We start from the raw sequence: 13,998 nt of genomic DNA, 5'->3' as shown, positions 1-13,998 counted from the left end.
CGGACCGCGCGGGCGGGTACGGCTGCTGGCGGCAGGTGACGCACCCGCCCACGGCCCCGGTATCGGTCGGGACACCACGTCCCGGCCGGTACCGGGGCCGTGCCGTGCCCGGGTGGCTCACCGAGGCGCCGGGCGTGGTCTCAGGGGCGGGCGCCGGGGCGGTACAGGGCGCGGGCCCGGGCCTGGTCGACGGGTTCGCGCGCGGGCAGCGGCAGGAAGTGGCGCGACTGCCACGCCTGCGTGGCGCGGGCCTGCCGGCTGGTGGTCGTCACCCACGGCGGATAGACGCGGAACGCCCGCTTCCCACCGATTCCGTCCGTCGCCACGACGCCCCGCTCGCGGAGCACGTCCCGCGTGAACACGAACTGTCCCAGCCGCTGGCCCTCGCGCGTGCTGATCACGAAGAGGTCGACGGGGTCGTCGGCGTCGAAGGGTTGGATCGGCCCGCTCGCGGACCTCCGCCACACGGTGACGAACTGGCCGACCTTCGTCGGCGTCGTCCTGGCCACGCGGAACCTGACCGACGCGCCGTCCAGCGTGAACGCGCACGCCCCGTACGCGGCGCTCTCCGCTTCGGGCACCGGCCGCGAGCAGGCGAACCCGACCGGGTCGTACACGCGCGCCCTGGCCAGCAGCAGATCGTCGGGAAGTCCCGCCACACCGGACCAGGGTCCGGCGTCCCGGGTGCCGCGCTCCGACGAGACGTCGCGGTTCATCGACATTCCGCCATCCTGTCACCGCTGACCAGCACCCCTCGCCCGGCCCGGGTCGCGCAGGCCCGGGTTGTCGGACGGCCACGGGTCGGTTGATCGCCCGGCCGCCGGCCGGGCCCGGCGTCGCGCGCCGGTGCCGGGAACGGCCGAAGTCACCCGGGTCGTGTCGGGCCGAGCCCGTAGGGTGGGTGGCGCAGCCGGTTCGCCCTGTCCGCCAGGCAGGCGCGTCGTAAGAGGGAACCCGGTGGGAATCCGGGACTGCCCCGCAGCGGTGAGTGGGAACGACAGTCGTCATGAGCACTGGGTCCGGTCGGACCTGGGAAGCGGCGACCAGTAGGGGTCTGCCCTGGGCAGGCGTGCCCGCGAGTCCGAAGACCTGCCGCTGCCCGTGCGCGACCGCGCGCACGGTGGATTCCGGTGACCGCGAGGGCGGATCGGCGTACAGGGCGGGCGGACGCGCGCGGCACGGGCCGTGGCGGTCCCGGTCGGCCCTGTTCTCCCGCATCGCGCGTTCGGCCCGGCCCGGGGTCCTGGGACAACGCTCGCGAAGGAGAGTTCCGTGACCACCACGTCCGCGTCCGCGGCACATCGCGCCACCGTGTACGGCTACCCCCGGCAGGGCCCGAACCGGGAGCTGAAGAAGGCCGTCGAGGGCTACTGGCGGGGCCGGGTCGACGCCGCCACCCGGCGGGAGACCGCCGCGGGGCTGCGCCGCGAGGTCTGGCGCCAGCTCGCCGACGCCGGCCTGCACGAGGTGCCGACCGGCGACTTCTCGTACTACGACCATGTCCTGGACACCAGCGTCATGGTCGGCGCCGTCCCCGACCGGCACCGCGCCGCCGTGGCGGCGGACGCGTTGGACGGCTACTTCGCCATGGCCCGCGGCACGCGGGACAGCGCGCCGCTGGAGATGACCAAGTGGTTCGACACCAACTACCACTACCTGGTGCCCGAACTCGGTCCGGACACCGTCTTCGCCGCCGACTCGACCAAGCAGGTCGCCGAGGCGTCGGAGGCGATGGCGCTCGGGCTCGCGGCGCGGCCGGTGCTGCTCGGCCCGGTCAGCTACCTGCTGCTGGCCAAGCCCGACCCGGACGTGGCTGCGGACTTCGCGCCGCTGACGCTGCTTGACCGGCTGCTGCCGGTGTACGCGGAGGTGCTGGCCGACCTTCGGGCCACGGGGGCGCGGTGGGTGCAGCTCGACGAGCCGGCGCTGGTTCAGGACCGCACGCCGGCCGAGCTGAACGCGGCGGCCCGCGCCTATCGCGACCTCGGCGCGCTGACGGATCGTCCGCGACTCCTGGTCGCCTCGTACTTCGACCGGCTCGGCGAGGCGCTGCCGGTGCTCGCGGCGGCCCCGGTGGAGGGGCTCGCGCTGGACTTCACCGGGCCGGCCGCCGCCAACCTGGCCGGGCTCGCGGCGGTGGGCGGGCTGCCGGGCAAGCGGCTGGTGGCCGGCGTGGTGGACGGGCGCAACGTCTGGATCAACGACCTGGAGAAGTCGCTGGCCACCCTCGGCACCCTGCTCGGGCTCGCCGACCGGGTGGACGTGGCGGCCTCCTGTTCGCTGCTGCACGTGCCGTTGGACGCCACCGCCGAGCGGGACATCGACCCGCAGGTGGCCCGCTGGCTCGCCTTCGCGCGGCAGAAGGTCGACGAGGTGGTGACCCTGGCCCGGGCGCTGGCCCACGGCACCGAGGCCGTCGCGCCCCAGCTCGCGGCCAACCGGGCGGGCCTGGCCTCGCGCGCCGGCTCCGCCCTCACTCGCGACCCCGCGGTGCGTGCCCGCACGGCCGCCGTCACCGAAGCGGACGCCCGCCGCGACCAGCCGTACGCGGAACGCGCCGCGGCGCAACGCGCCCACCTGCGGCTGCCGCTGCTGCCGACGACCACGATCGGCTCGTTCCCGCAGACCTCCGAGCTGCGCGCGGCCCGCGCCGACCTGCGCGCGGGGCGCGTGGACGCGGCGGCCTACGAGGCGCGCGTCGAGGCGGAGATCCGCGCGGTCATCGACTTCCAGGAGCGGGCGGGCCTCGACGTCCTCGTACACGGCGAGCCCGAACGCAACGACATGGTGCAGTACTTCGCCGAACAGCTCAGCGGCTACCTCGCCACCCAGCACGGCTGGGTCCAGTCGTACGGCACGCGCTACGTGCGCCCGCCGGTGCTGGCCGGCGACGTCGCGCGGCCCGGGCCGATGACCGTGCGCTGGACCCGGTACGCGCAGGCGCGGACGGAGCGGCCGGTCAAGGGCATGCTGACCGGGCCCGTGACCATGCTCGCCTGGTCGTTCGTCCGCGATGACCAGCCGCTGGCCGAGACCGCCCGGCAGGTGGCGCTCGCGCTGCGGGACGAGGTCGCCGACCTGGAAGCGGCGGGCACCTCGGTGATCCAGGTCGACGAGCCGGCGCTGCGCGAGACGCTGCCGCTGCGCGCCGCCGACCGCGCCGCGTACCTGGCCTGGGCCACCGAGGCGTTCCGGCTGGCCACCAGCGGGGTGCGGCCGAAGACCCAGGTGCACACCCACATGTGCTACGCGGAGTTCGGCGACATCCTGTCGGCCATCGACGCGTTGGACGCGGACGTCATTAGCCTGGAGGCGGCCCGCTCGCACATGCGGGTGGCGGACGAGCTGGCCGCCGCCGGCTATCCGCGCGAGGTGGGGCCCGGCGTGTACGACATCCACTCGCCCCGGGTGCCGGAGGCGGCCGAGGTGGTCGGGCTGCTGCGCGCGGGCCTGGTGGCCGTTCCGGCCGACCGGCTGTGGGTCAACCCGGACTGCGGCCTGAAGACGCGCGGCTGGCCGGAGACCCGCAGGTCGCTGGAGCACCTGGTGGCGGCGGCGCGGGAGGTGCGGGCGGAGCTGCCCGGGGCGGCGGGACAGCCGTAGCGGTGGCGTGGGGTGGCGCCGCGACTCGCCCGTCACGGCGCCACCCCGCGCCACCGCCCGCCTAGCCGGGCGGGGCGGCGGAGGCGGGGCGGCGCGCCGTGGTGCGCCGCCCCGTGTCGCCGCGTGCGCGCGCGAGGGGGGCGCGCCGGGGCGCGTCCGCGGGCGCCCTGGCGTGGCGCACGGACGCGGCGCCGCGTGGCCTGGTCGAGTAGCGCGGGGCCTTCGGGGCGCTCGATTCGCGGGGGTTGTCCCCCGATGGCTGTCACAGAGGCGTTACGGAGTTTTCCGGACGGAATGGCAACCACCGTTCTCGATATCCGCTCTTCCCCCTTGACAGCCAGCGCACGGAGGAATCGCCATGCTTCACGTTCGACGCCCGCAGTACCGCACCTCGCTCCAGCGCCGTCGTACCGCGGCCCTGGCCGGCACGGCGGCGCTGGCTGCCGCCGCCCTGACCGCCTGCTCCAGCGCGGACGCCAACACGGCGTCGGACAAGCCCGCGACGGTGGCGGTCAACCTCTCCGGCTCCCAGGTCAAGGCCGGCGAGCAGGTGAAGGTCACGGCGCGGGGCGGCAAGCTGACCGAGGTGACGGTCGCCGACACCAAGGGCACCAGGCTGACCGGGCGCCTGGCCGATGACGGGAGTTCGTGGACCTCGGACCGGAAGACCGCCCCGGGTGCCAGCTACACCGTCACCGTGCAGTCCAAGGGCGACGGCGGGGCGAAGGACTCGAAGACCTCCTCGTTCCGCACGGTGGCCGCGGACAAGGTCAACAAGTTGGACTGGCGGCCCGGCGCCAAGTCCACCGTGGGCGTGGCCCAGCCCATATCGCTGGTCTTCGACCACCCGGTGAAGAACAAGGCCGAGGTGGAGAAGCAGCTCAAGGTGGAGACGTCGAACAACACCGAGGGCTCCTGGGGCTGGATGCAGGACTGGTCGGGCAAGGACCGGGTGGACTGGCGGCCCAGGGAGTACTGGCAGCCGGGCACCAAGGTGAAGCTGAAGGCGCAGCTCGCGGGCGTGGACTCGGGCGAGGGCGGCTGGTTCGTCCGTGACTACGCGACGGACTTCACCGTCGGCGAGCGCCAGGTGGTCTCGGTGGACCTGGACACCAAGCAGCTCACGCTCACCCGGGGTGGCCAGCGGGTGCGGACGATCCCGATCTCGGGCGGCACCCCCGGCGGCGACAAGGCGTCCTGGCGGGGCACCACGGTGCTGATGTCCAAGGAGGGCACCATCAACATGAACTCCGAGACGGTGGGGCTCGGCAACTCGTACAACAAGATGGTCGACTACTCGATGCGGCTGAGCTGGTCGGGCACCTACGCGCACGCCGCGCCGTGGAACGCGGCCTACTTCGGCCGGGCCAACCACAGCTCGGGCTGCATCGGGATGAGCGACGCGGACGCCGCCGCGCTCTACGGGCAGGTGCGCGTTGGCGACCCGTTCGAGATCAAGGGCCAGGAGACCAAGGGTCTGATCGCGCCGAACAACGGCTTCGGCGAGTGGAACCTGAGCTGGGACGCGTGGCAGGCCAAGAGCGCGCTGCGCGGCTGAGCCCGCGGCGCGCCCCGCGGGGGCGCCCGCCCCCGCGCGTCCCCGGGGGGCGGGCCCGTGACGCCGGTGGTCCCTGACGTCGGTCAGGGACCACCGGCGTTTTCGTGCGCTATGACACGCTCATGCCCGACTTATCCGGGTGGGCACGCATTCGTACGTCATTTCGATACGTGACGGTCACGGGCGGCGCGGCAGGCAACCCCGTTGATCCCCGTGACATCTCTCAGCACGCCAGGGTGGCCTCCAGGTGGCCACCGCAGAACGACGCGGGACCACTCAGGTGCACAACTCCTCACGTACCGGCATAGCGCGGCGCTCGGCGCTGGTCGGCTTCGCGGCGGTCGCCGCCGCCACCGCCGCCGGGTGCGCGGGCGGCGGCTCCGCACACCCGCGCCCCGTCCACCGGCCGGTACGGGCCGTGGACCCGAGTTCGACCGACGCCTACGCGACCGGCGGCGAGCCCGCGCTGCTCCAGGTCATGGCCCACCCCGACGACGACCTGTACTTCATGAACCCGGACGCCGAGCACCTGGTGCGCGCCGGCGTGCCGGTGGTCTCGGTCTACGTCACGGCCGGCGAGGCGATCGGCAAGAACTGGGTGCCCGGCATGCCGAAGCCGGTGCTCGACAAGGCCGCCTACTCCGCCGCCCGGCACCAGGGGCTGCGCCAGGCGTACGCCACCATGCTCGGCCTGGACGCCTTCACGCCCTGGCGGACCTCGGTGCTCGACCTGCCAGGGGGCGTGCGGGCCGAGACCAACGTGCTGACCAACGGCCGCCGCCGGGCCCAGTTGGTCTTCCTGAACATCGCGATGCTCTCGCCGGGACAGGTGCGCGTCCCCGCGCTGTGGGCCGAGCCGGGCGCGGTCATGCGCAGCCTGCCGGCCACCGGCTCGCCGTGCCAGGACGTCAGCACGTACGACCACGACACGCTGGTCGACGTGCTGGCCGCCATCATGGACGGCTGCCGCCCCACGGTGATCCACACCCTGGACCCGGACCCCGAGTTCCAGGCCCACGACGCCGCCCACCCCAAGGACAACGACTACGGCTCCTGCTCCGACCACCGGGACCACACCCCGACCGCGCTGTTCACCTGGAAGGCCATGTCGCAGTGGGTGGCCGACGTCACCCGCCGCGAGCGACGCGCGCCCCGCTTCACCACGCTCGCCTTCCGCGGCTACTACAACCAGCGCTGGCCCTTCAACCTGCCGCCGAGCGTCGTCGAGGACAAGGTGCGCCTGGTGGACGCCTACGGCGGCGACCCGCGCTGGGAGTGCGGCAACGAGGCCGGCTGCGGCGACTACGGCCAGGGCGGCGGCCGGGCGCTGCGCAGCCGCAAGGCGTGGATCCGCTCCACCCACCACCGCTACCCGGGTCCGCAGCTCGCCCTCGACACCGACCGGTCGGGCCGGCTGACCGCGTACGGGGTGCTCGGCACGCAGGCCGCCTGCTGGCGGGAGACCGCGCCGGGCAGCGGGCGCTTCGCGCCGCCGCGCAACCTGGGCGGCGGGCCGCTCGCGCCGACCCTGGCGCAGGTCACCGACGCGGCCGGGCGCACCGTGCTGTTCGGGCTGCGCTTCGCGCGCCTGGAGGGCCAGGGCGGCGCCAACACCCGCGAGATCGTGGCCCTGGAGCAGCGCTCGCCCGGCGGCGCGTTCGGCCGCTGGCGCGGCCTGGGCACGCCCGAGGCGCGGCCGGTGCGCGGGCGCCGGGTCGGCACCCCGACCGCGGTCGCCACCCCCGACGGCCGGGTGCACCTGTTCGCCCGTACGGCCGCCAAGGGACTGGCCACCCGGGTGCGCTCGGCCGGCGGCCGGTGGGGGCCGTGGCAGGACCTCGGTGGCGCCAGCGTGCAGGACGGGCTGTCCGCCGTGCTGGACGCGGAGCACCGGGTGCATGTCTTCGCCGCGGGCCACGACACCGTGCACCACTGGTCGCAGGACGCCCCCGGCGAGCCCCTCACTTTCCAGCCACTCATCGGGTGGCCAACGCCCAGCCACCCACCGGGCGTGGTGCCGGCCCCCGACGGCTCGCTGACCGTGGTCTACCGCGCGCCCGCGGCCGTGCGTCCGGTGGCCTACCGCTTCGTGCCGGGCAGCGGCGGCGCGGCCCGCCGCTCCGCCGTCGACGCCGCAGCGCCGCACGCCACGCCGCTGCGGGAGTTCGACGGCTACGGGGCGATCGGCGCCGGCGTCCTCGCCGCGCGCGGCGGCGGGGACACCGTCGTCCTGCTCGGCCGGGCGACGGACGGCCGGGTGCAGATACAGCAGGGCCTGACGAACGGTGCCGCGCCGGTGCGGGCGCCCGCCGGGCCGCTGCCGGTGGGCACGAGCGCGCTGGTCGCGGGCGTGGATCAGCAGGTGTGCGTGGCCGGGATGGGGGCAGGCGCCGCGCCATGGGTCTGGCGATCCCACCCGACATCGGATGTCTGACTTCCGGACCGGCTGCGGCGGACCAGGGGCCCGGCATGTCAGCATGCCCGGAATGGATTCCGCGTTCAGCGGCCCGGGCTTCGAGGAGGGGAAGAGACTATGCGCCACGCCGACCGAGGCGATGTCGATGGGGCGACCCACCACAAGCGGTCGGCGCCCAGACTCTACGTCCTCGACGGGCTCCGGCTCGTCGCGGCTCTCATGGTGGTGCTCTTCCACTACGTCGCCCTCTACGGCGGCTGGGAGAACAACCCGCGCGCGGTCTTCCCCTCGCTGCACGCCTACGCGCGCTACGGCTGGCTCGGTGTCGAGGTCTTCTTCCTGATCAGCGGCTTCGTCATCTGCATGAGCACCTGGGGGCGCTCGCTCGGTGACTTCGTGGTCTCCCGGGTCTCGCGGATCTACCCCGCGTACTGGGTGGCGGTGCTGCTGACCGCGGCCGTCGTCACGGTGTGGCCGCAGGTGCGCAGCGTTGCGGGCTGGGGCGAGGTGGTGACCAACCTGACCATGCTCCAGGAGGGGCTCGGGGTCTCGGACGTGGACGGCGTGTACTGGACGCTGTTCATCGAGCTGAAGTTCTACGCGCTGTTCGCGGTGGTGGTCGCCACCGGGGTCACCTACCGCAAGTGCGTGATGTTCTGCGGCATCTGGACGGCGGCGGCGGTGATCGCGCCGACGGCGGACAACACGCTGCTCGACATGTGGGCGATGCCGCTGTACTCGCCGTACTTCGTGGCGGGCATCGCCTTCTACCTGATGCACCGGTTTCGGCCCACGGCGCTGCTGTGGGGCATCGTGCTGTTCTCGCTGCTGCTGGCCCACCACCACCTCGGCGAGCGGATCACCGACAACCTGGCCGACCCCGAGCAGCCCATCGCGCACTGGCCCGCGCACCTGGTCGTGGTCCTCGCCTTCGGCGCCATGGCGCTGATCGCGCTCGGCGCCTTCGACCGGGTGCGCTGGCGCTGGCTGGCCACGGCGGGGGCGCTGACGTACCCGCTGTACCTGGTGCACATGTACATCGGCCTCACGATGATCCACTGGCTGCGGGGGCTGCTGCCGGCGCCCTACATCGTGCTCACGGTGGTCCTGGTGATGCTGCTGGCCGCGTACGCGCTGCACCGCTGCGTCGAGCGCCCGCTCGGCACCTGGTTGCGCGGGGCGATGCGCCGGGGCATCGACGACATGCGGCGCCACTCGGCCCCGCGACCGGCGACGGGCCGGTGGGGCCGAGGAGCGGACCCGGACCGCGCGGGCGCGGCCGGCCCCGGCGCCACGACCGCGGACCGGGCGGTGGCCGCCGGGGCGAGCGCGGGCGCCGGCCCGGAGTCCCTGGTGGCGGCGGAGCGACCGGTGCGCGAACGGGTGTGAGCGCCTCGCGGGGCGGCGCGAGGCCGAGCACCGCCCCGCGAGGCCGCGATGGCGCCACGGGCCGCCCGCCCGTGGCGCCGTCGCGCTCCCCCGCTGCCCGCTCCCGGCTCCGGCTCCGGCTCCGGCTCCGGCTCCGGCCACGCTCACACGGGCGGAGCGGGACGTTCACCCCAGGCTGAGCAGGACCACCGCGGCGGCCGAGCCTGCCAGGCCCACCGCCTGTGCGCGGGTGACCTTCTCGCGCAGGACCGTGAGGCCGAGGACCGTCGGGACGGCCGGGTAGAGGGAGGCCAGGACGACGGCGATGGCCAGCATCTGCAGGCGGGTGGCCCAGAGGTAGAGGATGAGACCGAGGGCGGCTCCCGCGCCGATCAGGACGGCCCAGGCCGACGACCTCCCGGACTTCCCGAACTCGGACGTGTGTCGCCAGGTGGCCGGCAGCAGGAGCAGCACCGCGGCGAGGCGGCCGACGGCCACGGGCCACAGGCCGCTCGCCGGGGCCGCCTGGGCGAGGGCGACGTACTGCACGGCCACCCCCAGGCTGGCGACCAGGCCGTCTGTCGCCACCGACCCCGACCCGGTCCCCGGGTCGCCTCCGCGATCGGTGCCGCCGGTGGAGACGAGCCACAGGGCGGCCACGGTGACGCAGATGCCCAGCCAGGCCAGCGGGGTGGGGCGGTCCCCCAGGAAGCACACCCCGCACACCACGGACAGGGCCACCCCGGTGACGGCGCTCACGGGTATCACCACGCTCATCGCGCCGCGGCTCAGACCTCGGTTGAGGAAGTGCATGGCTGTGGCGCTGCCCACACCGGAGAGCGCCCCCCACGTCAGGTCGGCTGGTCCGACCGCTTCGGCCGGTAACAGCAGAGCGGCGGCGAGCGCGAGCAGCAGACCTCCGACCTGCCCGAGGAAGGTGACCACGGCGAAGTGGACCCGGCGGGACAGCAGTCCGCCGGCGAAGTCGACGAAGCCGTAAGCGACCGCGGAAGCCAACGCGAGAAGAGCACCCATCCGCTCCGTGTGCCCGATGCCGCCGCTCCGATCCGCAGAGGCCGACGCCCGCTCCGCACACGACGTCGGTCTCCGTGGCCCGTCGCGGCCACGGAGACCCACGTCACCTCTCCGGCCCGGGGTTCGCCGACGGTGTCGACCGCCCCGGCGGGGATGTGGCGCGTGTCAGCGCGCGTTCACGTCGTCGTAGTACGGCGGGTGGGCGCGCGGCTGGCCCGGATACGGCTCGCTCGCGCGCGGCTGGCCCGGGTAGGGCTGCTCGGCGTACGACTGGCCGGCGTACGGCTGCCCCGGGTACGGCTGGCCCGCGTACGCCTTCTCTCCGTACGACTCACCCGCGTGCGGCGCGGCGTGCTGGGCGCCCCGTTGGCCGCGGCCCGGGCGGATCGGCCACCAGGTGGAGCGGCCGAGCAGCGCGGCCAGCGCCGGCACGAGCACGATCGACAGCACGAACGCCGAGAGCATGATGCCGAGCGCGGTGGCGAAGCCGATCTGCTGGGTGGAGGGCATCGCGTTGACGGCGAGGCTGCCGAAGGACGCGGCGAGGACGACGCCCGCGGTGGCGATGGCGGGCGCGGTGTGCCGCACGGCGCGGGCCACGGCGGCGCGGGCCGGGCCCGGGCGGTCCATCTCCTCCCGGATGCGGTCGCTGATGAGGATGTTGTAGTCGGTACCGAGCGCGACCACGAACAGGAACAGCACCAGCGGCAGCACGAAGTTCACGCCCGGCTTGTCGAGCATGTGTTGGAAGAAGAGGGTGGACGCGCCGAGGGTGGCGGCGAAGCCGAGGCCGACGGCGAGCATGAGCATGGCCGGCGCGAGCAGGCTGCGCAGCAGCATGAGCAGGATCAGCGAGATCAGCACGGCGGCCACCGGGAAGACGATCTTGAGGTCGTGGTCGACGGCGGTGGACACGTCAGCGAAGATCGCCGCCGTGCCGCCGACGTGGGCCTTGACCCCGGCCGGCGCGTGCTGGGCCACGGCGTCGCGCACCGGCCCCGACACCAGGTCGCGGGCGGCCTGGCTCTGCGTCTCGACGGTGAGGTACAGGTCGAAGCGGGCGGCGTCGCGTTCCGGGTTCAGCTCCGTCTTGCCGACCTGGCCAACGCCCTCGACCTTGGCCAGCGCCCGGGGCAGCGCGGCGATCCGCTCGGCCGTCAGGCGCTGCCCCTCGGGCGCGGCGACGTACACCGTGGTCGGGTCGGACACGCCGGCCGGCAGCGCGCGGGAGACCTCCTTGGCGGTGGCGGCTGCCGGGGTGTCCTGGTTGCCGCCGCTGGTGTCGAAGTCCATCCGGATGCCGGCCAACCCGGCGGTCAGCGCGCCGAGCAGCGCCACGCTGGCCAGCACGAGGGCCAGCGGACGACGGGCGACGAGGTCGCCGACGCGCGCGGCGAGCCCGCCGCGGGGCTCGCGCTTGAGGGCGCGCGAGGGCCAGAACATCTTGCGCCCGGTGACGGCGAGCAGCGCGGGCATCAGCGTGAGGCTGGCCAGCAGCATGACCAGGACCGCGACGGCGATGGACGGGCCGAGCACCCGGAACTGCCCGAAGCTGGCGACGGCCAGCGTCGCGAAGGCGGCCACGATGGTCAGGGCGGCGGAGGTGATCGCGGTGCCGACGCGGGCGCTGACGTCGCCGGCCACGGCGCGGGCCGGCAGGTCGGGGTGGGCCCGCAACTGTTCGCGGAAGCGGAACAGCAGGAACAGGAAGTAGTCGATGCCGATGCCGATCAGCACCACGCTGATCATGCTGGGCGTCGAGGCGTCGAGCTTGATGCCGGTGAGCATCGCCGCGCCGACGACGGCGCCCGCCGCGGCGCCGCCCACGATCACGACCGCGAGCAGGGGCACGAAGGCGGCGAGGACGCTGCGGAAGACGAGCACGTTGATGAGGACGATCAGGCCCATCATCACCGCGCCGACGATCTTCTCGGTGGTCTCCTGCTTCTCGCCGGTGTCGACGAGGTCGGCGAGGCCGCCGGTGAAGCCGGTGCGCATCCCGGCCTCGGCGAACTCCTCCTTGGCGTCGTCCCGGAACGCGCGGTAGAGGTCCTGCATGCCCGGGTCGGTGGAGTTGCCGGTCAGTTGCGCGGTCAGCAGTTGGAAGCCACGGTCGGGCGCGACCATGGCCGAGGCCACCTTGGGCGTCTGGCTGTAGTCCTCGACCATGAAGCTGGGCGTGTCCTCCTCCGGCTCGGGCATCTCGACGCGCTTGTCGCCGAGCTGCTTGGCCACGGCACCGATGCGCCGCTCGTCGGCCCCGGTCAGCGGCTTGCCGTCGGCGCGGGCGACGAGCACCGTCACCGCGTTGGCGTCGGGCTTGACGTCGAACCGCTCCTCGGCGACCTTGAGCGCCGCCGCCGAGTCGTACTTCGCCGGGAGGAAGTCGCCGCTCTGCGACTGGGTCACGCGGTAGATCAGCGCCTGGCTGAGCAGGGTGAGGAAGATGCCGACCACGGCCCACAGGGCGATGACCTTCCACGGATTGCGGGTGGAGAACCCGGTCAGGGCCCGGATCACGTTGTCCTCCGATGATGGCGATGGTGGATGGAGCGCCGAGTTCTCCCGGCCGTATCCAGCTCATCAGCGACAGACGGCCACATCGTCCGAGCGGGGAACGAGAAACGGCCTGGGAGCCCGGGCCGACCGGCGCCACCGACCAGGACCCTGGTCCCAGGACGAGGTCGGCTCAGCGGCCGGCCGACGGGCCCGGGTCCGGTGCCAAAATGGAGCGCACAGCACAGCCGTGGCGTACCGAAAGCGGTCGGCAGGGCCCTTCGGAGGGAAGAACGACATGTCGACAGCGCGCCCCACGCCCCGCGCCCCCGCGCCGCCACCAGGCGACGGCCTGCCCTGGACCCGTAACGACGCACTGGTCGCCGTCGCGGTCGGGGTCGTCGACCTGATCGGTTTCACCATCACCATCCAGACCGAGCTGGGGTACGTCCCGGTGATGGGCTGCCTGCTCATCGTGGGCGCCGCGGTGCCGCTGCTGATGCGGTGCCGTGCCCCGCTGTTCACGCTGGCGGCGGTGCTGCTGATCGGCCTGACCCTCAACCTGACCGTGCCGGTCCCCCAGCACTTCAACGCCTCGGCCGCGGTCGCCCTCTACACCGTGGCGCGGGCGAAGCGCCCCGCCGTGACGGCGGTGGCGGCGCCCGTGACCGTGGTGGTGACGCTGATCGCGGAGAACACCTGGCCGCGCCCGGGCCTTGTGGACACGCTGGCCAACACGGCGGGCGGCGCGCTGGTGCTGATCGCCGCGTCCCTGGTGAACCGCTGGCAGCGGGAGCAGGCGGCTAAGCGGCAGATGCTGACCGACCGCGCGCTGGCCGACGAGCGCCGGCGCATCGCCCGCGAACTGCACGACATCGTCGCCCATCACATCACCACCATGCAGCTCATGGCCGGCGGCGCCCGGGCCAACCTCGGCCGAAACCCGGAGGTGGCCCGGGAGGCGCTGGTCACCCTGGAGGGCTCGGGGCGGATGGCGCTGCGCGAGATGCGGCAACTCCTCGACGTGCTGCGGGCCGGTGACGAGGTGGAGGACGAGCCCACGGCGCCCCAGCCCGGCGTCGGCGACCTGGAACGCATCGTGGCCGACTCGTGTCGCGCCGGACTGCCGGCCGTACTCGACACGCGCGGCACCGAGCGCCCGCTGCCGCCGAGCGTGGGCCTGACCGTGTTCCGCATCGTCCAGGAGGCGCTGACCAACGCGCGCAAGTACGCGGGCCAGGCGAGGGCGTCCGTACGGCTGACATACGAGCCGGACGCGGTGGCGGTCGAGGTGACCGACGACGGCGAGGGCGTGGGCACGCGCCACCCGACCGGCTCCGGCTACGGGCTGGTCGGCATGCGGGAGCGCGTGGGGCTGCACGGCGGGACGCTGGAGACCGGCCCCCGCGACGAGGGCGGTTTCCGGGTGGCGGCCCGACTGCCGCTGACGGCGGACGAGGGGGTACGACGATGAACGCGAGGGACACGAGGAACGCGAGGGACGCGGTGAACGCGAGGGACA

General features: G+C 74.0%; 8 protein-coding genes and 1 riboswitch. Of the genes, 5 read left to right on the top strand and 3 right to left on the bottom strand.

The window, feature by feature from the left end; genetic code table 11:
* Positions 1 to 140 precede the first annotated feature (140 nt).
* Positions 141 to 716 (bottom strand): MepB family protein, encoded by a 576-nt coding sequence (locus tag AC3CHW_RS29400; protein WP_488471205.1) that lies wholly within the window; start codon positions 714 to 716, stop codon positions 141 to 143.
* Between the two features lie 195 nt (positions 717 to 911).
* Positions 912 to 1,095: riboswitch (cobalamin riboswitch) on the top strand.
* Between the two features lie 177 nt (positions 1,096 to 1,272).
* Here AC3CHW_RS29400 and metE point away from each other — a divergent pair.
* From metE to AC3CHW_RS29380, 4 genes are all read left to right on the top strand, one after another.
* Positions 1,273 to 3,603, top strand: coding sequence for a 5-methyltetrahydropteroyltriglutamate--homocysteine S-methyltransferase (gene metE, locus AC3CHW_RS29395; protein WP_488468469.1), 2,331 nt, complete (start codon positions 1,273 to 1,275; stop codon positions 3,601 to 3,603).
* 358 nt (positions 3,604 to 3,961) lie between these two features.
* Entirely contained in the window at positions 3,962 to 5,161 is a 1,200-nt protein-coding gene (locus AC3CHW_RS29390; RefSeq protein WP_488468468.1) for a L,D-transpeptidase, read from the top strand.
* Between the two features lie 247 nt (positions 5,162 to 5,408).
* Positions 5,409 to 7,595: a PIG-L family deacetylase gene (locus tag AC3CHW_RS29385; protein WP_488468467.1), complete on the top strand. Its 2,187-nt coding sequence runs from the start codon at positions 5,409 to 5,411 to the stop codon at positions 7,593 to 7,595.
* Positions 7,596 to 7,694: 99 nt separating this feature from the next.
* The gene (locus tag AC3CHW_RS29380) at positions 7,695 to 8,966 is read left to right on the top strand and encodes an acyltransferase family protein (RefSeq protein ID WP_488468466.1); all 1,272 of its coding nucleotides are present in this window, start codon (positions 7,695 to 7,697) and stop codon (positions 8,964 to 8,966) included.
* A 165-nt stretch (positions 8,967 to 9,131) separates the two neighbouring features.
* Here the strand turns inward: AC3CHW_RS29380 and AC3CHW_RS29375 are convergent, their stop codons facing one another.
* On the bottom strand, positions 9,132 to 9,980 hold the full coding sequence (locus tag AC3CHW_RS29375; protein ID WP_488468465.1) for an EamA family transporter: 849 nt from the start codon (positions 9,978 to 9,980) through the stop codon (positions 9,132 to 9,134).
* Positions 9,981 to 10,145: 165 nt separating this feature from the next.
* A complete protein-coding gene (locus AC3CHW_RS29370) occupies positions 10,146 to 12,500 on the bottom strand; it encodes an MMPL family transporter (protein ID WP_488468464.1) in 2,355 nt (784 codons plus the stop codon).
* Positions 12,501 to 12,774: 274 nt separating this feature from the next.
* Here AC3CHW_RS29370 and AC3CHW_RS29365 point away from each other — a divergent pair, with 274 nt between their 5' ends.
* Complete coding sequence (locus AC3CHW_RS29365; protein ID WP_488468463.1) at positions 12,775 to 13,950, top strand: sensor histidine kinase; 1,176 nt, start codon at positions 12,775 to 12,777, stop codon at positions 13,948 to 13,950.
* The last annotated feature ends 48 nt before the right edge of the window (positions 13,951 to 13,998 follow it).

This window comes from Streptomyces sp. MGP-BFMKR1, assembly GCF_057766585.1.
This window is presented reverse-complemented; position numbering and strand designations above follow the sequence as displayed.